We start from the raw sequence: 24,437 nt of genomic DNA on the forward strand, positions 1-24,437 counted from the left end.
CGCACCGCTCCGGCGCGGCTGTTCTACGTGCACGAGCATCTTCATCACGTGCGACTGAGACCTGGATGATTTGGTAGCCGCTCTCGCCGCCGCTTGGCAATCGCTTCAAGGCGCCCCCGCCCACAGGAACAACGCTCGCCGCTCCAGCGTTCACGGGCGATAGCGGAGGACAGCTCCAATGCCGCCCAAAAAACGCAGCGCAGTGGTCAGCCCGGCCATCCTGATCGAGCTCGCCTGTCACACCTTCATGGGCACCGCGCTCGGTCTCGGCTTCGCCTTTGCGCTGACCCAGGTCGATGCCTTCGGGATTTCGCCCCTGATCGCCCGCAGCGGCGATCCGCACCTGACCTTCACCGTTCTCGTCGGCACGTTCACGCTGGCATTTGCGGTGGGCGCCACAATGACCGGGATCGTCTTCACAATGATGCAAGAGAGGTGACGCAAACCGGCTGAACTGATCACCACCGCGACATGGCCGCCGCCGCGTCCTATGCGTCGTCAGTGGCTGACTCCGTCATATGCACGTCGTGCAAAGATTGCAGATGGATGGCATTCGGACCGCGGAGCCGAGAATGCCCAGACGATTGGTTGCGGTTGCTCAGCCGTCGACGAGAGCGAACCCGCCACGACATATCGTCGCACGACGCCTTGCGTGGGCGGAAAGCACACCGTCATGACAAGCGGCTGGCTCGCGCTTCTCGCCGCAGGACTGCTCGAGATCATCTGGGCGCTCGGTCTCAAGCATTCCGACGGGCTGACGCGGTTCTGGCCCAGCCTGGGCACGGGGGTTGCGATCCTGCTCAGCTTCGCAATGATGTCGTTCGCCTTGCGATCACTGCCCTTTGGCACCGCCTACGCGGTATGGACCGGGATCGGCGCCGCAGGGAGCATCATCGTCGGCATGATTGTCTACAGCGAGCCGGCCGATCCGATGCGACTGCTCTGCCTGACGCTGATCATCGCCGGCATGGTCGGACTCAAGTTGAACTCGCCGGTCTGATCGCCCAGGCATGGTCCGCCGACTCCGGCCGAGCTCGATCATGCCGAACAGAGCGAGCGACAGCACGAACGGCAGCAGATGGTAGAGAATGCGAAAGATCAACAGCGCCGCGAGCAGCTTCTCCTGACCATTGCCGCCGAGGCCGAGCAGGATGGTCGCATCGAATACGCCGATGCCCGCCGGCGCGTGGCTGGCAAATCCAAGCAGGGTTGCGGCTATGAAGACCGCGATCAACCGCATCACGTCGATGCCGAGTTCGGCCGGCAGCAGCACATACATTGCGAGCGCGGCCGTGCTGAGATCGAACAGTCCGATCAGGATCTGCAGCAGCACCGCCGGCCCCGACGGCAGGCGGACCGGCCATCGGAGGCTACGACGCCCCGGCCAGCTCCAGACAACGAAGGCGAGCACGCCAGCCAGCAGCGCCGCCGCAATCAGCCGATTCAGCGTCGGCGGCCAGTATTCAACCCAGCCGAAGGCATCTGGATCGATCATCAGGCTCAGACCAAGTGCGGTCAGATTGCCGAGCCAGAACGTCAACCCCGTGAGAAAGCTGATATTGGCAATGTCGATCGCGCTCAGTCGATACGGCGCATAGATCCGGTAGCGCACCAGCGGGGAAATCAGGGCCACCACGCCGATACCATGCGCAATCGGATAGCTGGTAAAGCTGCCGACAGCAGCTGCGCGAAACGGAATGTCGGCGCGGCCGATCGTGCGTAGCGCGAAGAGGTCATAGAGCGTCAGGCTGGCGTAGGAGAGCGCGATCAGCGCCAACGCGAGAACGATGAGCTTGTGATCGGTCGCCTGCGCGATCGATACGACATGACCGACATCGAGCTTCTTGAGCGCCCGCATCAGCACGACGACCGCGATCGCGGCGATCGAGATGCTCAATGCCAATCCCCCCAGACCACGGATCCACGTCCTGCGGCTCAGGCGCGGCGTCAGATCGTCGTTCAGCACAGCCATTCAACGGATCTCGCGCCGCGCAGTTCGCGCCGGCTGATTCGAGCGGGATGATGGCGCCGTGTGACACGCTGATGTGACAGCTGCGTTACTCTGGATCACGCAGCGCCCGCCTTAATTGCCCCTTAACCACACGCCAGCTGCATGTTGCTCTGCGCAGAGTTCGTGAGCGCCGCAATGCAAATTGCGGATCATTCAAAATTGAATTAAACGCGGCGTCCTTCGCGCGTAATGACATGAGCCGTATCACTACGGATGCATGGCGGTCGCATCTTCGTCACGCTGTTTACCTAAGACGTGTGCGCGACAACAAGGCTACGAGGCAACATGAACGCGGACTTCGATCACGAGCTCACGCCGGATCAATGGGAGATGCTGAAGACGCTCCGCACTCCCGCGCGTGAACGCCGCCGGTTGAACAGCATGGTCGTGAGCCAACTCGTTGACCTCGGACTTGCGGTCATCGATGACGGCACCGCAACCATCACACAGGATGGCCGCAAGGTGCTGATACGGGGCTCGTCACGCCTGCTCGACGTGGCCGCTTGACGGCGCGCGGGGCGCAACCGGCCGTCACCACATCGACTGGCGCGCGCGCTCGGGCCACTCGCGGTCGTACTCGGCCCCGTCGATGGCGTCGGCCGTCATTGCGGCCAGGATCTGTCCGGGACTCGGGATCTGCCTGGGATCGACCCGCTTGTCGGGGTTCCAGAGATCGGCACGCACGATCGCTCGGGCGCATTGGAAGTAGATCTCGTCGACGGTCATGACGAGGACACTCCTCGGCAGCTTGCCCTCCATCCGGAACGATTCAAGCAGACCGGCGTCCGTGGAGAGGTAACCGCGCCCGTTCACACGCAGCGTGTTGCCCGATCCCGGAATCAGGAACAGCAGGCCGATCCGCGGGTCGCGCACGATGTTCCGCAAGGAATCGACGCGATTGTTGCCACGGCGGTCGGGCATCATCAGCGTCTTCTCATCATGGATGCGGACAAAGCCGGGGCGATCGCCGCGCGGGGAGCAGTCGAGACCTTCCGGGCCGCAGGTCGCGAGTGCGACGAACGGCGACGTCTCGATCATCACGCGATAGTGCGAAGTCACGCGGTCGGCGACCTTCGCCGTCGATGTAACGCCAGTCTGGCCATAGATCGCTTCGAGCTGCTCAATCGTGGTGATGACCGACATCGTTCGCACCTCCCATTGTCCCCGGCAGGGCTCCGTCTCCGGCCCCCCTGATCACATCGAGCAGCCTGCGTCCGTGCTGAGCCGGATCGCCCACATTGACGATGGTGACATCCGCTGCCACCGTATCGTCCTTGACCGTCCGATGAAGCCGCTCGCCGATGTCGGCATCGCTCGGGCGATGCCGCTTGCCCAGACGTTCCGCGAGCACCTCCGCCGGCGCCGTGATGTTCACGACGACGACATCGGCATAATCGCGCCGCGCCGACGGGATGACCATCCGCGACACGTTCACGACGACGGTACAACCCGCGGCGATGTCGTCCCTGATCGCACGCGGAACACCGTAGCGGTGGCCATGCGCATCCCAATGCAAAGCGAACGCACCCGAAGCGAGGGCCTCGTGAAAAGCCGCCTCGCTCATCTCGAGATTGTCCTCAAATGCCGACGCTTCGCGGGTTACGACGCGCTGCGGGAATACGATGCGATCGTCACCAGCGCATCCGGCTCGCGCCAGATTGAGCAAGGTGTCCTTGCCCGCTCCGCTCGGCCCGACGACGAGCACGAGCCGGCCCGGCCCCAGCTGTTCGCTCCCATCAGCCGATCGGCTGGACTCTCCGCTCATGCGACCCGCAATCCTTCGCGCCATGCGCTGCGTACGACCGCGAGATCACCAGCCAGATGAACACGGATCAGGTCAGCGCGCTTGCCGGCGGCAATTTCGCCGCGATCATGAAGACCCACGGCCTCGGCGGGAGCCTTGGTCACGGTGCGGACCGCAGCAGCGAGATCGATGGCCGGCACGCGCTGCGGCAGTTGCAGCGCGCCCATCAGCAGGCTCGAAGGCACGTAGTCGGACGAGAGGATGTCGAGCAGGCCCTCGCGCGCCAGATCGACCGCGGCGATGTTGCCCGAATGCGATCCGCCGCGCACGACATTCGGCGCACCCATCAGGATGCTGATGCCGGCCTCGTGAAGCCCCCGCGCTGCCTCGATCGTGGTTGGAAACTCCGCGACGGCGATGCCGTCCTTGATTGCGTCGGCAACATTCTCCGCGGTGGTGTCGTCATGACTGGCCAGCGGCACATCATGGATCTTCGCCAGCGCAACGATGTCGCGCATGTTCGAGGCCGCATAGGCCTTCTGATAGGCAAAGCGCCGCTCGAACATCACGTCGAGCTCGGCGTCGGTCTTGCCCCCGCTCTTGCCGCGATAATAGTCCCGCAGCTTTCCCTCGTCGCGAAACTGCCGCTGCCCCGGCGTGTGATCCATCAAGGACATCAAGCGGACATCGGACCGGCCCGCCAGCTGCTTCGCCTCCTCGACAACGGTCGGCATCGGCACCTCGCAGCGCAGATGCAGGAAATGGTCGGCGCGCAACAGACGGCCGTCGCGCGCGGTTGCGATCGCCTCGGCGAGCACATTGGCCTGGCCGTCGACGCCTTCGGCGCCTTCCTCGCTCCAGACCCGCAAGGAATCGAGCACCGTCGTGATGCCCGCCGTCGCCAGCTGCCCATCATAGGAGATCACCGCGGCAACGGGATCCCAATAGACTTTCGGCCGCGGCACGAAATGCGCCTCGAGATGATCGGTATGCAGCTCGATCAGGCCGGGCATGAGCAGATCCCCCTCGGCATCAAGACTGCCGGCGGGCGCAGCCCCTTCACCCAGCTCGACGATGCGGCCACCTGCGATGGCCACCCAGCCCTGCTCGATGACTCTCTCGGCGAGGACCAGCCTGGCATTGCCTATCACCGTGTCGGACATGTTCGCGCTCATCTGTTGTTGTGCCTGTTATGCCGCCGCCGCGAAAGTCGTCACATCGACCGTGCGATCTGCGATCTGCCTCCGAATCTCGTCGTCATGCACGATCGCGATCATGGCGACGCCGGCTTGCTTCTTGGCCGCAATCAAGTCCACCACGACGGCGCGGTTCGCCGCATCGAGCGAGGCGGTCGGCTCGTCCAGCAGCAGGATCGGAACGTCCGATATGAATCCGCGCGCGATATTGACGCGCTGCTGCTCGCCGCCGGAAAAGGTCGACGGCGGCAGCGACCACAGCCGCTCGGGAATGTTGAGCCGGCCGAGCAAGGCGCCGGCCCGCACGCGCGCATCCTCCCGCGAGAGTCCCGCGGTGAGCAGCGGCTCGGCGACGACATCGAGCGCCGGCACGCGCGGCACCGCGCGCAGGAACTGGCTGACATAGCCGATGGTCATCCGCCTCGCATTGAGCACCAGGCGCGGTTCGGCGCCTGCGAGGTTCGTCATCTCGCCCTGATGACGGACGCTGATGCGGCCACCGTCGCACCGATAGTTGCCGAAGATCATCTTCAGGATCGACGACTTTCCGGCGCCGGACGGCCCCGACAGGACGACGCATTCTCCTGCATTGACCTTGAACGACACGTCGCGCACCACGGGCAGAGAGATCCCGCCCTGAAGGTGCATGGTGAAGCTCTTCCGGGCATTCTCGACATCAAGCATCAGGGTCATTGTTATCGGGCTCATGGCGGCAGGATCGAGGACACGAGAAGCTGTGTGTAGGGCTCGCGCGGATCATCGAGCACCTGATCGGTGAGGCCGGTCTCGATCACCCGCCCCTCCTTCATGACCATCACACGGTGGGACAGCAGCCGCGCCACTGCAAGATCGTGCGTGACGACGATCGCCGCGAGGCCGAGTTCGTTGACGAGGCTGCGCATCAGGTCGAGCAGGCGCGCCTGCACCGAGACGTCGAGCCCGCCGGTCGGCTCGTCCATGAACACCAGCCGCGGCTCCGTCACCAGATTGCGCGCAATCTGCAGCCGCTGCCGCATGCCGCCGGAATAGGTCCGCGGCGCATCATCGATACGGGCGACGTCGATCTCGACCCGCTGCAGCCAGGACGATGCGGTCTGCCTGATACGGCCGTAGTTATTCCAGCCAATGGCCATCAGCCGCTCGCCGACATTGGCGCCCGCGGATACGGCCATGCGCAGGCCTTGCGCCGGATCCTGGTGCACATAGCCCCAGTCGGTGCGAAACAGAAAACGCCGCTCGGCCTCGCCGAGATCGGCGAGACTGCGCAGCACGCCATCGCGCATCCGGTAGGACACGCGGCCCGCGCTTGGCGCGAGCTGCGCCGAGAGCATCTGCAGCAGCGTCGACTTTCCCGAGCCGGATTCGCCGACGATCGCGAGCACCTCGCCCGGATAAAGCACGAACGAGACGTCGCGACAGGCTGCGAGCCGGCCGTAGCTCTTGCCAAGTTCTTCAGCGACCAGCAGCGGCTGATCGGATGCGCTGTTCATGTCAACCATGAGCGCCCTCCTTGTGCGGGGCGGCATTCTCGATGCCCCGATGTCCGGCCGCCTGGCGGCCCTCGCAATAGTCGGTGTCGGAGCAGACGAACATGCGGCTCCCCTTGTCGTCGGTGACGATCTCGTCGAGATAGGAATCCTCAGCGCCGCACAGCGCGCAGGGTGCGTCGAACTTGTAGCGCGTGAACGGATGGTCCTCGAAATCGAGCGACACCACCGACGTATAGGGCGGGATGGCATAGATCCGCTTCTCGCGCCCCGCCCCGAACAGCTGCAGCGCCGGGCAATTGTCCATCTTCGGATTGTCGAATTTTGGCGTCGGCGACGGGTCCATCACGTAGCGCGCATTGACCTTGACCGGATAGGCATAGGACGTCGCGATGTGGCCGAACCGGGCAATGTCCTCGTAGAGCTTGACATGCATCAGGCCGTATTCGGCAAGCGCATGCATGCGGCGCGTCTCGGTCTCGCGCGGCTCGAGAAACCGCAGCGGCTCCGGGATCGGCACCTGATAGACGAGCACCTGGCCCTCCCGCAGCGGCGCCTCGGGAATGCGATGGCGAGTCTGGATCACACTCGCCTCTTCCGTCGATGTCGTCGTTGCCACGCCTGCCGTCTTGGCGAAGAACTTGCGGATCGAGATCGCGTTGGTGGTGTCGTCCGAGCCCTGGTCGATCACCTTGAGCACGTCATGCGGGCCGAGAATGGCCGCTGTGACCTGCACGCCGCCGGTGCCCCAGCCATAGGGCATCGGCATCTCGCGGCTCGCAAACGGCACCTGATAGCCGGGAATGGCGATGGCCTTGAGGATCGCGCGGCGGATCATCCGCTTGGTCTGCTCGTCGAGATAGGCGAAGTTGTAGGTCGGCGCGTTCATTCCGCGGCCTCCTTCAACACGGCAACGGCATTGGCATCGGCAAACTCCTGGCGCAGCTTGCGCAGCAGGCCGAGCTCGGATTGAAAGTCGACGTAGTGCGGCAGTTTCAGATGCTCGACGAAGCCGGTCGCCTGCACGTTGTCGGAATGTGACATCACGAACTCCTCGTCCTGTGCCGGGGCGATCAAATCCTCGCCGAGCTCGCGCGCGCGCAGCGCGCGATCGACCAGCGCCATCGACATCGTCTTGCGCTCGCTCTGACCGAAGGCCAAGCCATAGCCGCGGGTGAAGCATGGCGGCTCGGTCGCCGATCCCTTGAACTGATTGACCATCTGACATTCGGTCAGCTCGATCGATCCGAGCGGCACGGCGAACCCGATCTCCTCGGCGAGGAACTCTACCTCGACTTCGCCGAAACGGATCTCGCCTGCGAACGGATGGTTGCGGCCATAGCCGCGTTGCGTCGAATAGCCGAGCGCCAGCAGAAAGCCTTCGTCGCCGCGCGCGAGATTCTGCAGCCGCAGATCGCGGCCGGCAGGAAAGCTCAGCGGATCACGCGTGAGATCTCCCACGGGCGCCTCGGGGTCCGCGTCAGGCGACGGCTCGATCAATCCGTCCTGACCGAGAATGTCGGTGACCCGCGGCATCGGCGCGTCGGACGTCGACGCAAGGGCCGGCGCCTCGGGATCGCCTGCCTCGGCCAGAGCCGGATCGAGCAGCCGGTGCGTGTAGTCGAATGTCGGGCCCAGCACTTGCCCGCCGGGAATGTCCTTGAAGGTGGACGATACGCGCCGCTGCACGCGCATCTCGCCGGTATCGACCGGCTCGGTCGCACCGAAGCGCGGCAGGGTCGCACGGAAGGCGCGCACCAGGAAGATCGCTTCGATGAGATCACCGCGCGCCTGCTTGATGGCAAGAGCTGCCAGCTCGTGATCATACAGCGAACCCTCGCTCATGACGCGATCGACCGCGAGTCCGAGCTGCTCCGAGATCTGCGCAAGCGACAACTCGGGCACGCTCCTATCGCCGCGGCGCTCATGCGCCAGCAGCCGGTGTGCGTTCTCGATGGCGCGCTCGCCGCCTTTGACCGCCACATACATCCGCTAAGCTCCTGCAGGTGAGAGACGCGTCGTGCGCGGGATCGCGACCAACGATTGATCGTCGACCAGAATGACGTCGATCCCGCGCGGGAACAGCGCCTCGTTGATTGACAGTCGCGCGAACAGATCGCGCGGCTCGATCGTCGCCGCGAGCGAGGTCACCCCATCGATCCCAGGACCACGCAGGTGGAACGTCGGCCCCGTAGAAAGGCTCGGCACCTGAAGGATGAGGGTTGTCGACCGGTCCGGGTATTCCGGCGTCCCCAGAGCAAAGGACGCGAGATCAGGCAGCGCGTCGGGCGCCGCCACGAGTGCGAAACTTGCGAGCTCTGGACGCGTCACGACCGGCGCGCCGGTGTGAAATTTCAGCCAGGCTCCGACATCGGGCGCGCGCGCGAAGGCCGCATCGAGCCAAAGCGGCGTATCCTGGTCCAGCAAGGTCAGGGCGATCGCCGCAACGCCGGCCGTCATCGACGTTGGCCGGCCGGCGCCGTCGTCGACCGACACCACCTGTCCGGGACGCGCCATCGCCTCCATCACCATGCGGAAGGTCGATTGCGCCGACAGAACCTTGTCGGCAAAGCCGGGCTGCAGCTCGACAGTCATTGCCGTCATCACCCTTCTCCCCGCACCATCGTGTAGAAATCGACCCGCGTCGCCGCGGCCTCGGCGGCGCTTCGATCCCGCTCCTGTTGCATCTGCGCCCGCAGGGGCGCAACGACCTCCCTCTCGATTGCCTTGGCGTGATCGGACGATTGAAGCAAGGCGTCGCACAGCGCGATCAGGCGCGCCTTGCCGCCGTCGCGCCCGAGGACATAGCCAAACCCCACCTGCCCGCCCTGCAGACGAACAGCCGCGCGAGACACCGTCGCCTCACCGAGATTGAACGGCGCGCCATCGCCGCCGATCCGGCCACGGACCATGACGAGGCCGCTTTCGGGGGCACGCAGATCCTGGTGGGGCGGCACCGGCAGCGCGGCCATCCTATTCTCGATGTCGGCGGCCGCAACGTGCGACAGCACCTTCATCGCGTCCCGCCGCTTCTCCTGCAACGCCGTATCGCCGCTCATCGCCATTCTCGATCTTGCCTGCATCAAGTTGTCTATGATACTAGACAACTCGATAAGAGAGCGCCATGACTGTTTGATGACATGGACGTGATTTTCACAACACGACGCGGGGAGCTGCGATGAGCATGCCGGACGCCGGATCTGGCGTCGCGCTGTGGCGGCGGGTGGCCGACGGCATCGAGCGCGACATCGCCGATGGCCGCTTCGCGGCCGGTACGCGCCTGCCGGGCGAGACCGAGATCGCGGAGACCTACCGCGTCAACCGCCACACGGTCCGGCGGGCGCTGGCGACCCTCGCGGAACGCGGGCTCGTCCGCGCCGAGCGCGGCAGCGGCACCTATGTGGAAGCCCCGCGCCTGTCCTATCCGCTGCGATCGCGGACCCGATTCTCGGAGATCGTCGGCGCGGGCGGTCGTGAGCCGCGCGGGCAGCTGATCGCGGCCTCGGAGGAATCCGCGACGCGCGACCTCGCACGACTGCTGGGATTGAAGACGGGTGCTCCGTTGGCGCGCATCGATGCGCTGCGCTTCGCCGACAAGACGCCGATCTGCGTCAGCACCTCCTGGCTCTCGGCCGAGCGATTTCCCGACGCAGGGCGGGTGTTCGCCGCGACCCGCTCGATGACGGCGCTCCTCGCGCATTACGGCATCCGCGACTATCGCCGCGGTGCGACCAGGATCACGGCAGCGATCGCCGATGCCAGCGACGCGTCCCGCCTCGACCTCGCGCTGGGGCGTCCGGTCCTGGTCGTCGACAGCACCGACATCGACGCCGACGGGACGCCGCTCGTCAGCAAACGCTCGCGCTTCGCTGCGGAGCGTGTGACGTTCGAGGTCGAGAGCTAGGGCGAAACCGTCGCCATGTTCTCGACCTCGGGGCACTCAGTCGATGAGCGTGCCGTCTTGATTGAAGAACGGATGCGGCCCGTCGAAATCCCCGATGGGCACCTGATGCGTGACGATCGTTCCGAATCCCGGCCCTGGAAACCAGGCATGAAGGTGAAAGGCTGGAGGCTCGATGCAGAAGGATGGCGATTGCATCTCGGCGAGATCCAGTGCCACGGCATGGTTCGGCGCCGGGCAGATCGTGCAGGGGATTGCGGCAAACCGGGTCAGCGCTGCACGATGGACGTGACCGCATCCAATCAATTGCACCCGCGGGTGACGCGTGAGGATGGCTGCGAGATCCGCAGCATTGCGCAGGTTCTGCCGGTCCATGTGACCGATGCCGGTCGAAAATGGCGGATGGTGCAGAAACAGCAGGGCCGGCTTGTCGGCACGAGCAGAGAGCTTGGCATCGAGCCATTGCAGACTCGCCTGATCGATCTCACCATGCGGATGGCCGGGCACGCTGGAATCGAGCAACAGCAGATCGAGATCGGCCAATTCCACATGCCGATTCAGCGGACCCGAGGGGTGATCATGAGACGCGTCCGGAAACGCCACTCGCATCAACTCGCGTGAATCGTGATTGCCGGGCACGGCAGCGAACGGAATCCGGAGCTCGGCAAGCAGATCCTTGAGATGATCGTACTCGGCCGGTGACGGCGTGTCGGCGAGATCCCCCGAGATCACCACCAGGTCGAGCTTTGGCTCAAACCGGTTGAGCTCCGTGATGCATCGCGCGAGCGCGCGCGCCGTGTCGACACGACGATAGGCCAGCCGACCGGGCGCCTTGATGTGGAGGTCCGAAATCTGCGCAATGTTGACCGCGTTCTTGGTCATGAGATGATCAACCTTCCGCTGGCAGCAGACGAATGGAATTCGGCTCAATCGACAGTCCGATGCGCTCTCCGGCATGGACCTTGATCGTATTCGGCGCATCCACGGTGAGTGGAATGGAGGCCGCGCCGCGAACGATGATCCGCTGCCGGTCGCCGGCAAAACGGACGCTGTGGACGACGCCGGTCAGCTCCGATGCCGCGGCCTCGACGATGCCAATCGTTTCCGGTCGAACCATCGCAACGGCCTGGTTACGCGGCGCGGGATCGGCGACCGGCAGTCGTCCGCCCGGCAGAACGAGGTGGCCGCCGTCGATCGGTGCCTCGATGATGTTGGCCGCACCGACGAACTCCGCCACGAAGCGATCGGCTGGAGTGAAATAGATCTCTCGCGGCGTCCCGATCTGGGCGATGGCGCCCTTGCGCATGACGACAATGCGGTCGCCGAGCTCCATGGCTTCGGCCTGGTCATGCGTGACGTAGATCGCCGTGATCCCGAGCGTGCGCAGCAGGCTGTTGAGCTCACCGCGGAGCCGCTCGCGCAGGGCCGCATCCAACGCCGTGAGCGGTTCGTCGAGCAGGAGCACGCTCGGCCGGATGGCGACCGCACGTGCGAGCGCGACACGCTGGCGCTGGCCACCCGAGAGTTGATCGATGCGGCGATCTTCGAGCCCGCCCAGATTTGTCAGGACCACGAGTTCGGCGACCCGCGCGGCCCGTTCAGCCCTCTTCACGCCGCGGATCTTGAGCCCGTAGCCGATATTGTCGGCGACCGTCATGTTGGGGAACAGCGCATAGGACTGAAACACCATGCCGACGTTGCGCTTCTCGATCGGCTGCCGCGTCAGGTCTTTGCCGTCGAACAGCACGCGTCCGCCCGCATCGGGATTTTCCAGCCCGGCCACGATCCGCAGCAGCGTGGTCTTGCCGCAGCCGGACGGCCCCAACAGCACCAGCGTCTCGCTCTGCGCGATGTCCAGCGTGGCGCGCGCCAGCGCGCACGTCCCGTCGGCAAAGGTCTTGCCGCAGTTCTCCACCTTCAGCGCGGCTCCATGCCGGGTCATCGTGCTCACCGCAGGTTTCCTCTCTCGCCGATCCATTGCATGGCCACCAGCAGCGGAATGATCATCACGAAGAAGATCAGCGTATAGGCGGACGCGACCTCCAGCCGCATCGATGCGTAGCTGTCGGCGAGGCCTACCGGCAGGGTCTTGGTCAACGGCGTATGCAACATCCAGGTCAGGTTGAACTCTCCGAGCGACAACGTCACCACCATGAGGCTGCCAGCCAGAATGCCGGGGGCGGCATTGGGAACGATGACGTCGATGAAGCGCCGCCATGGCGCGGCCCCGACGGATGCGGCGCCCTCATCGAGCGATTTGACGTCGATCGTCGCGAATACCGCCATGACGGACCGGACCATGAACGGCATCGTGAAGATCACATGACCGGCGAGGATGAACAGCCATGAGCGGCGGAAGCTTCCGAAGCCGCCATAGGTCAGCAGCAGCGCGAGCGCGATGGCGAGTCCGGGAATGGCGAGCGGCAAGGTGATGATCTCCTCGACCAGCCGTGCCAGCCGCCCGCCGCGAACATACAGCGCATAGGCGGCGGGAATACCGACCACGAGCGTGACTGCCAGGGTGCCCAGCGCAATCAGGATCGAGGCCATGATCGTGCCGGCGTAGAGCTCCCAGACCTGGGCAACCCATTGCAGCGTGATGCCGGACTGAATGCCGCGGAAGTAGTTGACCGTGACGCCAGCGGCGATCGACAGCGCCGCCGGCACGGCCAAGAAGGCGGCGACGAGCAGCGTGAACAGCAGTTGAAGGATGAAGATGATACTGTTGCGCACGAGCCTACCCTGCCGCCGCCACCGAGCTGCCGGCGAAGGAGCGCGCCAGCGCCAGCATGAGCCAGGTCATCACGCCAAGGCCGACCGAGAGCGCCGCCGAGGTGGCCAGGTTTCCGGCCAGCGTGAACTCGGTATAGATCAGCATCGGCAGCACATCGATGTTCGTCGCCAAGGTGAATGCCGTTCCGAACGCGCCCATCGCCGTCGCGAACGCGATCGCGCCGGACGCGATCAGCGCCGGCGTCAGTGCCGGCAGGATCACGTCGCGCAGCACGGCCCATGGGCTCGCGCCGAGCGATCGGGCCGCCTCCTCCAGACCGGGATCCAGCTTCTGCGCCGCAGCCATGATGGTGAGGATCACGCGCGGGATCGAAAAGTAGAGGTAGCCCAGGAACAGCCCATGGATCGAATAGGCGAACACGAGCTTGTCTCCCGTGAGCCTGGACGAGACTTCCCCGATCAGCCCCTGGCGGCCGGCCAGAAGAATGATCATGAAGCCGACCACGACGCCGGGGAAGGCGAGCGGAAACGTCAGGATCGCGACCAGGATCGCACGGCCGCGAAAGCGGTGCCGTTGCAGAAACAGGCCCGCGATGGTCGCGATGATCAAGGTCGCGACCGTCGTTACCGCCGCCAGCACCAGCGTGTTGAGCAGGGTCGTCCGATAGCGCGGCTCGAGGATGATCGCGAGATACTCGGCCAGCCCACGCGGTCCTTCTGCGCCGGTGAGGAGCAGCCTCGCCATCGGCAACAGGAAGAACGCTGCCGTGACCGCCGCGAGCGGCAGCAGACAGAGACGGACGAAGGAATTGTGAGACATGGAATTGATTGCACCTCCGCCGGAGCGTCTCCGGCGGAGGCGCGGCACTCCTTTAGCGGACCTCGGACAGGTAGCGATCCACGAAGCCCTTCTGCGCGGCCTCCATGTCGCCCCAGTTCACGCTCTTGGCACGGGCATAATCGCTGTCCGGAAGGAACTTGCTCTTCACCGAGTCCGGCAGCTCGATGGGGCGCGCCGGACGCAGATAGGCATTGGTCCAGATCGCCTGGCCCTTGTCGGACAACAGATAATCCATGACTTTCTTCGCCTTGTCCTTGTCGGGGGCGTTCTTCACGAGGCCGACGACATACGGGAAGACCACTGAACCTTCGCAGGGAATGACGAACTCGAAATTGCCCTTCTCGGTATACTTCGCGCGGTAGGCGTTGAAGTCGTAGTCGAACAGGATCGGGATCTCGCCCGAGACGACGCGTGCATAGGACGTCTGCTTCGGCACGATAGGATCGTTCTTGCGCAGGTCCTTGAAGAAGCCCAGAGCCGGATCGAAATTGGCCTGCGTACCGCCGAGCGCGAGGTTGACCGCGACGGCGCCGACATAGCCAACGGCCGCCGAGCTCGGATCGAGATAGCCAACCATGCCCTTGTAGTCCGGCTTGAGCAGATCCTTCCAGCAGGCAGGAACCGGCTTGCCGCCGAGCGCATCCTTGTTCACGAACAGGCCGAGCGTACCCGAGTGGATCGTGGTCCAATAGCCGTCCGCGTCCTTCAGGCCGGCGGGGACCTGATCCCAATTCGCGGGCTTGTAGGCCTCCAGCGCATCCTGCGCCTTCGCCTTCATGCCGAAGGTGACGCCGAAATAGCCGATGTCGCCGACGGGATTGCTCTTCTCAGCGAGGATCTGCGCCAGCGCCTGGCCGGAATTCTTGTTGTCATGTGGAATGTCGTAGCCGAGATCGGTCTTGATCGCCTTGAGCATCGAGGCCCAGTCGGCCCATTCCGGCGGGCAGTTGTAGCAAATGACGTCCGCGGCCTTGGCCGGGTGCCACGACGCGACGACACACAGCGCGAGCAGAGCGAGAACGAGGCGGGTGACCTTCATGAAGACAGACTCCGTATTCCTGGCATCACGGCCAGTTCCGAAGCTTCCCCTAAAGACGGCCCATGAAGGATTTGCGACAGCGATTGCAGCGCACACAGCGCATGCTGCACCCTGATCGCTTGCACACGAACGATCGCAACCTTCAGATGCCTATCGGTTCAAGCAACAGCCCGACGGCCGATGATCGCGAAGCGCAGCTTGCCGGAGATCCAGTCGATCGCGGCGACGGCGACGAGGATCATGAGGATCAGGAACGACACCTTCTGCCACTCCAGGACGCGAATCTGCTCCGCTAGCTGCAGCCCGATGCCTCCCGCGCCGACGATGCCGATGATCGTCGCCGAGCGCGTATTTGATTCGATGAAGTAGAGTACCTGACCCGCAATGACCGGAAGCACCTGTGGCAGCAGGCCAAAGCGGATCTCGTGCAGCGCATTGCCGCCGGCCGCGCGCACGCCTTCGACCTGCTTGCGGTCGGCGCCCTCCATCGCCTCCGAAAACAGCTTGCCGAGGGCGCCGAAGTCGGACACCGCGATTGCGAGCACGCCCGCGAAAGGCCCGAGACCGACGACGTTGATCCAGACCAGCGCCCAGATCAGCGTGTCGACGCCGCGGATGGTGTCGAACAGGCGGCGCACCGGAAAGCGGAAGATCGCCGACGGAATGACGTTTCTCGCCGCAAGCAGGCTGACCGGGAAGGCGACGCATGCGGCGAGCGTCGTGCCGAGCACCGCGATCGACAGCGTTTCGCCAAGCGCCTGGAGATAGATCGGCAGCGACGCGCCGGGATCAGGCGGCAGCATCAGCCGGGCGATCCAGCCGAGCTGGCCGAGGCCGGCCAGCATCCGCGACGGCGAGAAATCCAGATCGATAAGGCCGAACACGAACACCGCGAGCGCGACCAGCAGCACCACCGGGGTCGCAAGGCGCGCCGACATCGGACGCTCGAAAACGTGTGGATAGCGCTCCCTGAGCACGCGCGGATCTGGCGTCTCGCCGCTCTTCATGTTCGCGGCTCCGCGCCGAACAGCCGGCCGCGCAGCCAGCCGGTGGCGATATCGATCAGGAACACGGTCACCACGATCATCACGAGAATCGCGCTCACATCGGAATAGTAGAACTTTCGCACGGCGACGACGAGTTCCTGGCCGATGCCGCCGGCGCCGACGAACCCCATCACCGAGGCTTCGCGCACGTTGATCTCGAAGCGTAGCAGCGTATAGCTGGAGAAGCCGGCCATCACCTGAGGCAGCACGGCAAAGCGCATGCAGGAGAGCCAGCTGGCCCCGGTGGCACGGACGCCCTCGACCGGCTTCATGTCGGCGTTCTCGACGACCTCGGCAAACAGCTTGCCGAGCGCTCCGCTCGAATGAACGGCGATCGCGAGCACACCGGCCACCGGCCCGAGGCCGAAGGCGATGACGAAGATCAGCGCGAAGACGATGCCGGGGACGGTGCGCGCGAACTCGAGCAACCGTCGCACCGTGAAGCGCACCCACGGCGCAGGCGAGGTGTTCTCAGCGGCGAGGAAGTTCAGGCCGAACGCGACCAGCATCCCTGCCAGCGTGCCGACATAGCTGATCAGCAGCGTCTCGCCGAGCAGCTTGATCCACTTCTTGAAGCCCCAGAACCACTCGAAGACATTGCTCCAGACCCGGTGACCATCGTCGAGCGTGAAGATGCGGTCGAAATAGCCGACGAAGTTGCCAAAATATGCATAGAGCGTCCGGACGTTCACCTCCGCGCCGATGGCGGCAACGACGAGCACGGCCGCGAACGCACAAGCTCCGAGCAGAGTTCGCCAGCGCCGGCGCGCGACGGCCTTGCGATAGGCCTCGTTCAGCACCGCGAGTTGCTGGCTGGGAAGGATCGAGACGGCGACCGCCATCGGACTATGCTGGCCCTGTTCGAAGCGTGGAAGCAATTCTCAAAGGATGAGCCGGGCCACAGGGACCCGGCTCATGCCACAATCGGATGACGATCAGGACGCCTTCTTGCGCAGGCTGTCGACGAACTTGATCAGGTCGATCGTGCCGTCCCAATCCTTGGTCGTGGCAGGATGGAAGCCCTTCTTCTGGCCGTCGGAGAGACGGTCGAACGCCGCCTTGTCCTTGGTCGGCGCGTCGAAGAACGCCTTGGCAATCGCCGACTTGAGATCGTCCGGCAGATCGGTGTTGTAGGCGTAGGGACCGTTGATGATCGGCGCCGACTTGTGAATGATCCGGAAGTCTTCCTTCTTCATCGGCGAGCCGTCGGCGTTCTTCAGCATGCCCTTGGTCAGCATCTGCGCCAGCGTCGAGTCGTTGTCGCTGGTCCACTGGTTGGCTGCGATGTCGACGGTCCCCTGGGACAGGGCCAGCACCGCATTCTCGTGGCTGCCGGTGAAGACCACCTTGCCGAAATACGTCTCGGCATCGGTCACGCCCATTTTGTTGAGCTCGAAGCGCGGCACATTGTTGCCCGACGTGGAATTCGGATCGACCAAGCCGAGATTCTTGCCCTTGAGGTCCTCGACCTCCTGATACGGGCTGCTCGCCTTGACGAAGAACACCGAATAATAGCCGGTGCTGCCGTCGGCATTGATGTCGTTGGCGAAGGCATCGGTCTTGACCCCCGTCAGGCGGGCCCGGGCGAACGAGGCCGAGCCGTAGCTCGCAATGTGGATGTTGCCGGCGCGCTGGCCTTCGATCACGGCCGCGTAGTCGTTGGCGATGCGCAGCGTGACTTTCACGCCGAGCTCCTTGGAGAGATAGCTCACGAACGGCGCCCAACGCTCGGTGACGCCAGAGGCATTCTCAGCCGGAACGACGGCGAAGGTGAGCTCGGGATATTTCGCCTTCCAGTCAGCGGCGGAGGCCGAAGCGGTGAACGCAAGCGCGGCGACGCCTGCCAGAATGATGCGACGATTGATCATGACCTATCCTCTTGCTGCAATCATACGATGCGACCGTCGCGCGCGGCGGCCGAAACTTGTGATACATACGGCTCAGGCGACGGCGGCCTCGCCAAAGGCCGGAACGGCTGCCGGCGGCACGGGGCGAGCATCCATGACCTCATCGGCTTCCAGATCGTAAAGCTCGCGCGCGATCTGGCCGGTGAGAGCGGCAGGGACGTCATCGAACACGACGCGCCCGGTCGCCATGCCGATCAGGCGGTCGCAATAGCTGCGCGCCAGATCGAGCGAATGCAGATTGCAGACCACCGTGATGCCGAAATGCTTGTTGATGCGCAGCAGCGCATCCATCACGATCTTGGTGTTGCGGGGATCGAGCGAGGCGATCGGCTCGTCGGCCAGGATGATGTCGGGCTGCTGCACGAGCGCACGCGCGATGGCAACCCGCTGCTGCTGCCCGCCCGACAATTGATCGGCGCGCTGCGCGGCGAGCGAGGCCATGTCGAACTGCTCCAACGCGGACATCGCGATGGCGACATCCTCGGCCGGCCACAGCTGCGCCAGCGAACGCCAGGAAGGAATTTCGGCCAGCCGTCCCATCAGCACGTTGGTGAGCACGTCGAGCCGGCCGACGAGGTTGAACTGCTGGAAGATCATTGCCGAGCGCGCACGCCATTGGCGCAGGTCGCGCCCGCGCAGCGCCGTCACGTCGAGGTCGTTGAACAAAACCCGTCCGGAGCTGACGGGACTGAGCCTGTTGATGGAGCGCAGCAAGGTCGACTTGCCGGCCCCGGACCGCCCGATCACGCCGACGAAGCTGCCGGGCGCAATGGCGAAGGACGCATTGTCGACCGCGGCTTTCGCACCGAACCGGCACGTCAAACCATCTACCACCAGCATTGCAAGCTCCAGACGCCTCGTGACGCGCTACCGCTAGCGTCTGGATTCAACAGTTATGTGACAATGCGCTCACGCTCGCCTGCTCATCCACATCGGCGACGCCCCGGTCATCCGCCCGTCACGCAACCGTCATAGTGAGCACCTTAGACATCCGAGAACCTCCAGAAGCAGACGAGACATGGCCGGCAAGTCACTTTCAATCCATCCCACCGTCGATCCCACCGCAACCCTCCACGACGTGAGGCTGGGCGCCTATTGCGAAGTGGGTGCCCGCACCATCCTCAACGAGGTGGCGATGGACGACTACTCCTACGTCGTCAACGATGCACAAATCACCTACACGACGATCGGAAAGTTCTGCTCGATCGCGGCGATGACCCGGATCAATCCAGGCAATCACCCGATGCATCGCGCGACCCAGGCGCATTTCACCTATCGCGCCAGCGCATATTTCCCGGGCGAACCCGACGATGCGGATTTCTTCGCCTGGCGACGCCAACACCATGTCGACATCGGTCATGATGTCTGGATCGGCCATGGTGCGATCGTGCTGCCAGGACGCAACATCGGCACGGGCGCCGTCGTGGCGGCCGGCGCCATCGTCACCAAGGACGTGCCCGATTATACCATCGTCGCCGGCAATCCCGCGCGTCTCCTGAAGCGCCGTTTCCCGGAGGACATCGCTGAGCGTCTGCGGCGCCTCGCCTGGTGGGACTGGGATCACGACGCACTGCGCGCGGCCTTGCCGGACTTCCGGCGCCTGGAGATCGCCGACTTCCTGGACAAATACGAGGCAGCTCTCGACGACGGCGTTCAGCTGCGGCAGAGTGCCACGCCATGACAGACATCTTTGTTTCGGGCGGCAAGTGCCTGATCGGCTCCGAGCTCGTCGACGCATCGCTGATCCTCTCGCGGGGCGTGATTGCCGGGATCGACACGACTACACCGCGTACCGGACTCGATCTCGATGCGAGCGGGCTCACGGTGCTGCCCGGCATCGTCGATATTCATGGTGACGCCTTCGAGCGGCAGATGATGCCGCGCGCAGGCGTGGATTTTCCGATCGACGTCGCTCTGGTCGATAGCGACCGCCAGGCCGTCAGCAACGGCATCACCACGGTCTTCCATGCGACCACCTGGTCGTGGGAGCCGGGCCTGCGAAGTGCTGCGAACGCGCGCCATCTGCTCGAGGCGATCGAAGCTCTGCGGCCGCGCCTCGCTGCCGATACCCGCTTCCATTTGCGTCACGAGACCTACAATCTCGATGACGAGGACGAGATCCTCGCATTGCTTGCAGCGCGGCGCATCGACTTGTTCGCCTTCAACGACCATATGGACTCCACCGTGGCGAGCCTGGACAAGCCGCACAAGCGCCAGCGCATGGTGGATCGCACGGGAATGTCCGGCAGCGACTTCGATCGCCTGGTCGCGCGCATCGTTTCACGGGCCGATGCCGTTCCGGCGTCGATCGCCCGCCTTGCCGCGGCCGGCCGCGCGGCCGGCATCCGCATGCTGTCTCACGACGACGAGAGTCCGGAGATGCGCCGTGCCTTTCGGGAACAGGGCGTGGGAATCGCAGAATTCCCGGTCAATGAGGAGACCGCGCGCGAAGCCGCCGCAGGCGGCGATGCGATCGTGTTCGGCGCCCCCAACGTCGTCCGCGGCGGCAGTCACACGGGCTGGACCAAGGCGAGCGACATGATCGCCAAGGGGCTGTGCTCGGTGCTGGCCTCCGACTACTATTATCCAGCGCCGTTGCTGGCAGCCTATCGGCTCGCCGCCGACGGCGTTCTTCCCCTGTCGCGGGCCTGGAGCCTGATCTCGGCTGGTCCTGCGCATGCCGCGGGCCTGTCGGACCGTGGCACGCTCGCGACAGGCCAGCGTGCCGACATCATCCTCGTCGACGACAGCATACCGACGCGTCCGCGCGTCGTCGCTGTGATCGCGGCGGGGCGACTGGTCCACATCACGGGGGCCGCTCGGCTCAGCACCAACGCTGCGCCTCGCGCCGCGGCGGCCGAGTAGCGCATCATGACCGCCATCGCCCGCTACGCAATCTACTACACGCCGGCGGCTGACACCGCCCTGGCGGAATTCGGCGCCGGCCTGCTTGGCTACGATGCCTGGACCGGCGGTGAACGGGAGTTTCCGAGCGAGATACGCGACGCCGTCCCGGATTGGACCGAGCTCACGGGTGACGCTCGCAAATACGGCTTCCACGCGACGTTGAAGGCGCCGTTTGCACTTACCGACGCACGCGCCGAAGCCGAGCTCTGTGACGCCTGCGCCAGCTTCGCCGCAGCACCTCGGGCCGTTCCGCTCATCCGTCCGGTCGTCGATGCGATCAGCGGTTTCATCGCCGTCATTCCCGGCGACGCGTCACCTGCACTCCAGGAGCTCGCGGCCGCTGCCGTCACGGCGTTCGAGCCGTTCCGTGCCGCGATGTCGCCGGAGGACCGGGCGCGGCGCAAGCCTGACCTGCTGACGCCGCGGCAGCGCGATCACCTCGACCGCTGGGGCTATCCTTATGTCATGGAGGATTTCCGCTTCCACATGACGCTGACATGCCGGCTTTCCGACATGCGGCGCCGTCCCATCCTGTCGATGCTCCAGGACCGCTTCGCGACCCTTGAGCTTTCCACGCTGGCAATTGATCGGATCGCACTGTTCCGGCAGCCGAGCGCGAGCAGCCGCTTCAGCATCATCGGCAGCTGGCCGATCACGGCCGCATAGCGTCGGCCGAGCCACGGTCAGTTCGGCGCGGCCGCGAAATGCGGCGGCGACTGCGGATCGAACACCGACAGCGGTGGCGAAATGTCTGCGCGGTCACGCGGCAAGGCTTCGCGCATCTCCCGCTGCAGGAAGGCAATGAGCTTCTCGCGGACCTCACATCTGAGGTCCCACGCCTGCGGCGCGTTCCGGGCGCTCACCAGAGCCCGCAATTCCATGGTGCGCGTATTGGTATCGACGACCTGCAGATTGACCACGGCGCCGTCCCAGATCTTCGACTCCTTCGCGACCTCCTCCAGCCGCCTTCTGATGCGTGGCACGTCCGCGGCATAGTCCACGTGCAGAACCACCGAGCCGATCAACGAGGCCGCATCTCGCGTCCAGTTCTGGAACGGACGTTCGATGAAATAGGACAGCGGAACCACCATCCGCCTCCAATCCCACAGCCTGATCACGACATAGGTCGAGGCGATGTCCTCGACCCAGCCCCACTCGTTCTCGATGATGACGGCATCCTCGATGCGGATCGGCTGCGTGACCGCGATCTGCACGCCCGCGATCAGGTTGCTGAGCAAGGGCCGTGCGGCGAGACCGACGATCAGGCCGGCGGCGCCAGCGGATGCGAACAGGCTGACACCATATTGCCGGACCGAATCGAAGGTCATCAGCGCCGCCGAGACGGCGACGATGATGATCAACGTGTCGATCACGCGCTTGAAGACGCGAACCTGCGTCACATGCTTGCGGGCGAGGAAATTCTCCGTGATGTCGTCACGGAACCGCTGCATGTAGCGCGCCGAGACCATGTCGACGACGCGGATCGTGATCCAGCCGACCAGCGCGATCGTCGCCACCACGAACAGGTGCGCGAGCGCGCGGCGCCATCCTTCGTTCAGCGGCGCCAGCGGAAGAACGAGCGCGACGGCCACCAGACAGAGAGCCAGCCGCACCGGTCCCGCGGTCCTCCGCAGGATGGGAAGCAGGATCGAGTTCCGGCTGCCGATCGCCCGCTTCACGAGGGCGCGCGCGATATTGTAGACGAGCAGCGCACCGAGAATGGCGCCGATGATCAAGCCCGGCCCGATCATCCAGTCCGGGACGATACCGGTCAGCTGCTGCACGAGTGCCTGCATGCCTTGCTCTCCCTTGCGGCCTCAAGGGCTCTCAACTCGTGAGATCGCAGGGAGAGTCGGACGGCAGCCGCAGTGCAGCATTCGTCGGCTGCATGGCTCGCCTGCCACCGTAACGACGGGCTTACACCGCCTTGGTCAGCGCACCGTCAATGATGAGGTTGGTTCCCGAGATTCGGCTCGCCAGCGGGCTGGCCAGCATCACCACGCCATAAGCCACTTCCTCTGCGGTTCCCATGCGTCCGGTGGGATTCAAACCCATTGCGGTCTTGAATAGGTCCGGCGAGCCGTTCTCGATATTCTGCCAGATGCCGCCCTCGAAATAGGTGTTGCCTGGCGAGACCGCGTTGACGCGGATGCCCTTGCCGACGAGCTGGTGAGCAAGCCCCTTTGCATAATGGATCAACGCGCCCTTGATCGCGCCATAGGATCCCGCGGCAAAGTCGACCTCGAATCCGGACACGCTGGAGATGATGCTGATTGAAGCCGCTGTCGACTTTTCGAGATACGGAACGGCCGCCGCGATGGAATTCACCGTGTGCATCATGTCGGTGCGGAACGATTTCTCCCAGGTCTCCGGTGAATCGCCGACCGCGAGCGCGCTGACATTGCAGACCACGCAATCGACGCCGCCGAGCTCCTTGGCCGCGCCGTCCACCCAGTCCTTCAGCGCGACGGGATCGGCCACGTCGATGCCCTGTCCCCACGCCTTGACACCCCTCGCCGCGAGCTTCGTGACCGCCTGGCCGACCGCTTCGGCATCGCGCGCGCAGATCGCGACGTTGGCGCCTTCGACGGCAAACAACTCGGCGATCGCAAGCCCGATGCCTTTGCTGCCGCCCGTCACCAGCACGCTCTTGCCGGCCAATCCTAGATCCATGATGTTCTCCTTCTCGAATGTACGGCGTCAGCCGTAATAGCCGGCGAGCAAGGTCTTGCTGACCTTGCAGATGTAGGTGTATTTCGGATTCACCACCTGGGTGCAGCGGGCCTCGGCGATCTGGCCGAGCAGCATGTAGGCCTCCGGCGCCGGGATCTTCCAATCATCCTCGAGCCAGTTGATCATCTCCTCGAACGCGATCCGCATCGCGTCCTCGAGCGGGCGCGCGCAGCCGAGCGTGCAGATATGCGTCGGCGTCTCGATGCGCGGATGGTTCAGCCGCGCCGGCGCCTTGTCGAGCGACACCTTGACGGTGAGGTTGGCCGCGATTTCGATTGCACCCATGCCATTGGCTTCGCCGTCGCCCTGGATCGCATGACAGTCGCCGAGGAAGAGATGCGCGCCATCCTTGTTGACGCGGAAGAACACCGAGTTGCCCGAGGTGATCTCCTGGACGTCGAGATTGCCGCCGTGAGGACCGTTGTCGACCGTCAGCACGGCGCCATGGACAGGCGCCACGCCGGCGACGCCGATCATCGGGCGAACCGGAAGCTTCACATGCTCGTTCCACAAGACGTGCCCGTTCTCGACGGCCACGACGCGGGTCTGGATGCCGAACTCCTTGCGCCGGACCCAGTCCGGAAACATGCCGATGCCCGGCCACAGTGCGGTGAAGCCGAGCCGGTCGAGCTCCATGTCGATGATGTCGAGCCGCAGCATGTCGCCGGCCTTGGCGCCGCGGACCTCGATCGGTCCGGTGGCGCCATTGACGTAAGGCAGCGTCACGTCGCTCTCGACCAGCTGCTGGCCGAGCGCGCGGATGGTGCCGTCATTGACGTTGATCGCGCACTCGACGACGAAGATCTCGCCGGGATCGACGGCCGCGATGAAGGCCTCGTCACCTGAAAGCGCGTATTTGATGTTGCCGGCCTTGCCGACCCGTCGTGACATG

28 protein-coding genes are annotated in these 24,437 nt (G+C 64.7%); 7 read left to right on the forward strand and 21 right to left on the reverse strand.

The window, feature by feature from the left end:
* The first annotated feature begins 178 nt into the window (after positions 1-178).
* The 3 genes from QXZ94_RS16345 to QXZ94_RS16355 all read left to right on the forward strand — a co-directional run bounded on the left by QXZ94_RS16345 (position 179) and on the right by QXZ94_RS16355 (position 2,518).
* Positions 179-439 (forward strand): hypothetical protein, encoded by a 261-nt coding sequence (locus QXZ94_RS16345; protein ID WP_315721264.1) that lies wholly within the window; start codon positions 179-181, stop codon positions 437-439.
* Between the two features lie 234 nt (positions 440-673).
* Positions 674-1,000, forward strand: coding sequence for a multidrug efflux SMR transporter (locus QXZ94_RS16350; RefSeq protein WP_315721265.1), 327 nt, complete (start codon positions 674-676; stop codon positions 998-1,000).
* 1,296 nt (positions 1,001-2,296) lie between these two features.
* On the forward strand, positions 2,297-2,518 hold the full coding sequence (locus QXZ94_RS16355) for a hypothetical protein (protein ID WP_315721266.1): 222 nt from the start codon (positions 2,297-2,299) through the stop codon (positions 2,516-2,518).
* A gap of 24 nt (positions 2,519-2,542) precedes the next feature.
* Here the strand turns inward: QXZ94_RS16355 and QXZ94_RS16360 are convergent, their stop codons facing one another.
* The 9 genes from QXZ94_RS16360 to phnG are packed head-to-tail and all read right to left on the reverse strand — an operon-like array spanning position 2,543 to position 9,497.
* Complete coding sequence (locus QXZ94_RS16360) at positions 2,543-3,154, reverse strand: pyridoxamine 5'-phosphate oxidase family protein (RefSeq protein WP_315721267.1); 612 nt, start codon at positions 3,152-3,154, stop codon at positions 2,543-2,545.
* Positions 3,132-3,776: a phosphonate metabolism protein/1,5-bisphosphokinase (PRPP-forming) PhnN gene (gene phnN, locus QXZ94_RS16365; protein WP_315721268.1), complete on the reverse strand. Its 645-nt coding sequence runs from the start codon at positions 3,774-3,776 to the stop codon at positions 3,132-3,134. The genes QXZ94_RS16360 and phnN overlap by 23 nt, the downstream gene beginning before the upstream one ends.
* The gene (locus QXZ94_RS16370; RefSeq protein WP_315721269.1) at positions 3,773-4,930 is read right to left on the reverse strand and encodes an alpha-D-ribose 1-methylphosphonate 5-triphosphate diphosphatase; all 1,158 of its coding nucleotides are present in this window, start codon (positions 4,928-4,930) and stop codon (positions 3,773-3,775) included. Before QXZ94_RS16370 ends, phnN begins: the two co-directional genes overlap by 4 nt.
* A 15-nt stretch (positions 4,931-4,945) precedes the next feature.
* The gene (gene phnL / locus QXZ94_RS16375) at positions 4,946-5,644 is read right to left on the reverse strand and encodes a phosphonate C-P lyase system protein PhnL (RefSeq protein WP_315721270.1); all 699 of its coding nucleotides are present in this window, start codon (positions 5,642-5,644) and stop codon (positions 4,946-4,948) included.
* Positions 5,645-5,655: 11 nt separating this feature from the next.
* Entirely contained in the window at positions 5,656-6,450 is a 795-nt protein-coding gene (phnK, locus tag QXZ94_RS16380; RefSeq protein ID WP_315721271.1) for a phosphonate C-P lyase system protein PhnK, read from the reverse strand.
* On the reverse strand, positions 6,443-7,327 hold the full coding sequence (locus tag QXZ94_RS16385; RefSeq protein WP_315721272.1) for an alpha-D-ribose 1-methylphosphonate 5-phosphate C-P-lyase PhnJ: 885 nt from the start codon (positions 7,325-7,327) through the stop codon (positions 6,443-6,445). The genes phnK and QXZ94_RS16385 overlap by 8 nt, the downstream gene beginning before the upstream one ends.
* On the reverse strand, positions 7,324-8,427 hold the full coding sequence (locus QXZ94_RS16390; RefSeq protein WP_315721273.1) for a carbon-phosphorus lyase complex subunit PhnI: 1,104 nt from the start codon (positions 8,425-8,427) through the stop codon (positions 7,324-7,326). The genes QXZ94_RS16385 and QXZ94_RS16390 overlap by 4 nt, the downstream gene beginning before the upstream one ends.
* Before the next feature lie 3 nt (positions 8,428-8,430).
* The gene (gene phnH / locus QXZ94_RS16395) at positions 8,431-9,042 is read right to left on the reverse strand and encodes a phosphonate C-P lyase system protein PhnH (protein WP_315721274.1); all 612 of its coding nucleotides are present in this window, start codon (positions 9,040-9,042) and stop codon (positions 8,431-8,433) included.
* Positions 9,042-9,497 (reverse strand): phosphonate C-P lyase system protein PhnG, encoded by a 456-nt coding sequence (phnG, locus tag QXZ94_RS16400; protein ID WP_315721275.1) that lies wholly within the window; start codon positions 9,495-9,497, stop codon positions 9,042-9,044. Before phnG ends, phnH begins: the two co-directional genes overlap by 1 nt.
* 119 nt (positions 9,498-9,616) lie before the next feature.
* On the opposite strand from phnG, the gene phnF reads away from it, so the two are divergent.
* Complete coding sequence (gene phnF / locus QXZ94_RS16405; RefSeq protein ID WP_315721276.1) at positions 9,617-10,342, forward strand: phosphonate metabolism transcriptional regulator PhnF; 726 nt, start codon at positions 9,617-9,619, stop codon at positions 10,340-10,342.
* Positions 10,343-10,378: 36 nt separating this feature from the next.
* On the opposite strand, the gene QXZ94_RS16410 is transcribed toward phnF, so the two are convergent.
* The 9 genes from QXZ94_RS16410 to phnC form a co-directional block, all read right to left on the reverse strand.
* Complete coding sequence (locus tag QXZ94_RS16410) at positions 10,379-11,221, reverse strand: phosphodiesterase (RefSeq protein WP_315721277.1); 843 nt, start codon at positions 11,219-11,221, stop codon at positions 10,379-10,381.
* A 7-nt stretch (positions 11,222-11,228) separates the two neighbouring features.
* A complete protein-coding gene (locus QXZ94_RS16415) occupies positions 11,229-12,281 on the reverse strand; it encodes an ABC transporter ATP-binding protein (RefSeq protein ID WP_315721278.1) in 1,053 nt (350 codons plus the stop codon).
* A 5-nt stretch (positions 12,282-12,286) separates the two neighbouring features.
* Complete coding sequence (locus QXZ94_RS16420; RefSeq protein ID WP_315721280.1) at positions 12,287-13,072, reverse strand: ABC transporter permease; 786 nt, start codon at positions 13,070-13,072, stop codon at positions 12,287-12,289.
* Positions 13,073-13,076: 4 nt separating this feature from the next.
* Entirely contained in the window at positions 13,077-13,892 is an 816-nt protein-coding gene (locus QXZ94_RS16425; RefSeq protein ID WP_315721281.1) for an ABC transporter permease, read from the reverse strand.
* Positions 13,893-13,944: 52 nt separating this feature from the next.
* Positions 13,945-14,952 (reverse strand): ABC transporter substrate-binding protein, encoded by a 1,008-nt coding sequence (locus tag QXZ94_RS16430; RefSeq protein WP_315721282.1) that lies wholly within the window; start codon positions 14,950-14,952, stop codon positions 13,945-13,947.
* Positions 14,953-15,110: 158 nt separating this feature from the next.
* On the reverse strand, positions 15,111-15,959 hold the full coding sequence (gene phnE / locus QXZ94_RS16435; RefSeq protein ID WP_315721283.1) for a phosphonate ABC transporter, permease protein PhnE: 849 nt from the start codon (positions 15,957-15,959) through the stop codon (positions 15,111-15,113).
* Positions 15,956-16,840, reverse strand: coding sequence for a phosphonate ABC transporter, permease protein PhnE (phnE, locus tag QXZ94_RS16440; RefSeq protein ID WP_315721284.1), 885 nt, complete (start codon positions 16,838-16,840; stop codon positions 15,956-15,958). Before phnE (QXZ94_RS16440) ends, phnE (QXZ94_RS16435) begins: the two co-directional genes overlap by 4 nt.
* Before the next feature lie 93 nt (positions 16,841-16,933).
* Complete coding sequence (gene phnD, locus QXZ94_RS16445; RefSeq protein ID WP_315721285.1) at positions 16,934-17,866, reverse strand: phosphonate ABC transporter substrate-binding protein; 933 nt, start codon at positions 17,864-17,866, stop codon at positions 16,934-16,936.
* Between the two features lie 72 nt (positions 17,867-17,938).
* Entirely contained in the window at positions 17,939-18,745 is an 807-nt protein-coding gene (gene phnC / locus QXZ94_RS16450; RefSeq protein ID WP_315721286.1) for a phosphonate ABC transporter ATP-binding protein, read from the reverse strand.
* A gap of 178 nt (positions 18,746-18,923) precedes the next feature.
* On the opposite strand from phnC, the gene QXZ94_RS16455 reads away from it, so the two are divergent.
* From QXZ94_RS16455 to QXZ94_RS16465, 3 genes are read left to right on the forward strand one after another with little or no spacing between them, the layout of a single operon-like run.
* Positions 18,924-19,586 carry a chloramphenicol acetyltransferase gene (locus QXZ94_RS16455; protein WP_315721287.1) on the forward strand — a complete coding sequence of 221 codons (663 nt, stop codon included), beginning with the start codon at positions 18,924-18,926 and terminating at the stop codon, positions 19,584-19,586.
* The gene (locus QXZ94_RS16460) at positions 19,583-20,770 is read left to right on the forward strand and encodes an alpha-D-ribose 1-methylphosphonate 5-triphosphate diphosphatase (RefSeq protein WP_315721288.1); all 1,188 of its coding nucleotides are present in this window, start codon (positions 19,583-19,585) and stop codon (positions 20,768-20,770) included. Before QXZ94_RS16455 ends, QXZ94_RS16460 begins: the two co-directional genes overlap by 4 nt.
* 6 nt (positions 20,771-20,776) lie before the next feature.
* Positions 20,777-21,478 (forward strand): DUF1045 domain-containing protein, encoded by a 702-nt coding sequence (locus QXZ94_RS16465; protein WP_315721289.1) that lies wholly within the window; start codon positions 20,777-20,779, stop codon positions 21,476-21,478.
* 17 nt (positions 21,479-21,495) lie between these two features.
* Here QXZ94_RS16465 and QXZ94_RS16470 read toward each other — a convergent pair whose 3' ends face one another.
* The 3 genes from QXZ94_RS16470 to QXZ94_RS16480 form a co-directional block, all read right to left on the reverse strand.
* The gene (locus QXZ94_RS16470; protein ID WP_315721290.1) at positions 21,496-22,608 is read right to left on the reverse strand and encodes a mechanosensitive ion channel family protein; all 1,113 of its coding nucleotides are present in this window, start codon (positions 22,606-22,608) and stop codon (positions 21,496-21,498) included.
* A 121-nt stretch (positions 22,609-22,729) separates the two neighbouring features.
* Positions 22,730-23,485 (reverse strand): SDR family oxidoreductase, encoded by a 756-nt coding sequence (locus QXZ94_RS16475; protein ID WP_315721291.1) that lies wholly within the window; start codon positions 23,483-23,485, stop codon positions 22,730-22,732.
* Between the two features lie 27 nt (positions 23,486-23,512).
* Positions 23,513-24,436 carry an acetamidase/formamidase family protein gene (locus QXZ94_RS16480; protein WP_315721292.1) on the reverse strand — a complete coding sequence of 308 codons (924 nt, stop codon included), beginning with the start codon at positions 24,434-24,436 and terminating at the stop codon, positions 23,513-23,515.
* Between the last annotated feature and the right edge of the window lies 1 nt (position 24,437).

The sequence above is a fragment of the Bradyrhizobium sp. SZCCHNS2022 genome (assembly GCF_032377575.1).
Lineage (GTDB): Bacteria > Pseudomonadota > Alphaproteobacteria > Rhizobiales > Xanthobacteraceae > Bradyrhizobium > Bradyrhizobium aeschynomenes.

What these genes read in the sequence shown, in the direction of transcription:
- QXZ94_RS16345 (WP_315721264.1), top strand. Translation starts at nt 179, where the DNA reads ATGCCGCCCAAAAAACGCAGCGCAGTGGTCAGCCCGGCCATCCTGATC.
- QXZ94_RS16350 (WP_315721265.1), top strand. Translation starts at nt 674, where the DNA reads ATGACAAGCGGCTGGCTCGCGCTTCTCGCCGCAGGACTGCTCGAGATC.
- QXZ94_RS16355 (WP_315721266.1), top strand. Translation starts at nt 2,297, where the DNA reads ATGAACGCGGACTTCGATCACGAGCTCACGCCGGATCAATGGGAGATG.
- QXZ94_RS16360 (WP_315721267.1), bottom strand. Translation starts at nt 3,154, where the DNA reads ATGTCGGTCATCACCACGATTGAGCAGCTCGAAGCGATCTATGGCCAG.
- phnN (WP_315721268.1), bottom strand. Translation starts at nt 3,776, where the DNA reads ATGAGCGGAGAGTCCAGCCGATCGGCTGATGGGAGCGAACAGCTGGGG.
- QXZ94_RS16370 (WP_315721269.1), bottom strand. Translation starts at nt 4,930, where the DNA reads ATGAGCGCGAACATGTCCGACACGGTGATAGGCAATGCCAGGCTGGTC.
- phnL (WP_315721270.1), bottom strand. Translation starts at nt 5,644, where the DNA reads ATGACCCTGATGCTTGATGTCGAGAATGCCCGGAAGAGCTTCACCATG.
- phnK (WP_315721271.1), bottom strand. Translation starts at nt 6,450, where the DNA reads ATGGTTGACATGAACAGCGCATCCGATCAGCCGCTGCTGGTCGCTGAA.
- QXZ94_RS16385 (WP_315721272.1), bottom strand. Translation starts at nt 7,327, where the DNA reads ATGAACGCGCCGACCTACAACTTCGCCTATCTCGACGAGCAGACCAAG.
- QXZ94_RS16390 (WP_315721273.1), bottom strand. Translation starts at nt 8,427, where the DNA reads ATGTATGTGGCGGTCAAAGGCGGCGAGCGCGCCATCGAGAACGCACAC.
- phnH (WP_315721274.1), bottom strand. Translation starts at nt 9,042, where the DNA reads ATGACGGCAATGACTGTCGAGCTGCAGCCCGGCTTTGCCGACAAGGTT.
- phnG (WP_315721275.1), bottom strand. Translation starts at nt 9,497, where the DNA reads ATGAGCGGCGATACGGCGTTGCAGGAGAAGCGGCGGGACGCGATGAAG.
- phnF (WP_315721276.1), top strand. Translation starts at nt 9,617, where the DNA reads ATGAGCATGCCGGACGCCGGATCTGGCGTCGCGCTGTGGCGGCGGGTG.
- QXZ94_RS16410 (WP_315721277.1), bottom strand. Translation starts at nt 11,221, where the DNA reads ATGACCAAGAACGCGGTCAACATTGCGCAGATTTCGGACCTCCACATC.
- QXZ94_RS16415 (WP_315721278.1), bottom strand. Translation starts at nt 12,281, where the DNA reads ATGACCCGGCATGGAGCCGCGCTGAAGGTGGAGAACTGCGGCAAGACC.
- QXZ94_RS16425 (WP_315721281.1), bottom strand. Translation starts at nt 13,892, where the DNA reads ATGTCTCACAATTCCTTCGTCCGTCTCTGTCTGCTGCCGCTCGCGGCG.
- QXZ94_RS16430 (WP_315721282.1), bottom strand. Translation starts at nt 14,952, where the DNA reads ATGAAGGTCACCCGCCTCGTTCTCGCTCTGCTCGCGCTGTGTGTCGTC.
- phnE (WP_315721283.1), bottom strand. Translation starts at nt 15,959, where the DNA reads ATGAAGAGCGGCGAGACGCCAGATCCGCGCGTGCTCAGGGAGCGCTAT.
- phnE (WP_315721284.1), bottom strand. Translation starts at nt 16,840, where the DNA reads ATGGCGGTCGCCGTCTCGATCCTTCCCAGCCAGCAACTCGCGGTGCTG.
- phnD (WP_315721285.1), bottom strand. Translation starts at nt 17,866, where the DNA reads ATGATCAATCGTCGCATCATTCTGGCAGGCGTCGCCGCGCTTGCGTTC.
- phnC (WP_315721286.1), bottom strand. Translation starts at nt 18,745, where the DNA reads ATGCTGGTGGTAGATGGTTTGACGTGCCGGTTCGGTGCGAAAGCCGCG.
- QXZ94_RS16455 (WP_315721287.1), top strand. Translation starts at nt 18,924, where the DNA reads ATGGCCGGCAAGTCACTTTCAATCCATCCCACCGTCGATCCCACCGCA.
- QXZ94_RS16460 (WP_315721288.1), top strand. Translation starts at nt 19,583, where the DNA reads ATGACAGACATCTTTGTTTCGGGCGGCAAGTGCCTGATCGGCTCCGAG.
- QXZ94_RS16465 (WP_315721289.1), top strand. Translation starts at nt 20,777, where the DNA reads ATGACCGCCATCGCCCGCTACGCAATCTACTACACGCCGGCGGCTGAC.
- QXZ94_RS16470 (WP_315721290.1), bottom strand. Translation starts at nt 22,608, where the DNA reads ATGCAGGCACTCGTGCAGCAGCTGACCGGTATCGTCCCGGACTGGATG.
- QXZ94_RS16475 (WP_315721291.1), bottom strand. Translation starts at nt 23,485, where the DNA reads ATGGATCTAGGATTGGCCGGCAAGAGCGTGCTGGTGACGGGCGGCAGC.
- QXZ94_RS16480 (WP_315721292.1), bottom strand. Translation starts at nt 24,436, where the DNA reads ATGTCACGACGGGTCGGCAAGGCCGGCAACATCAAATACGCGCTTTCA.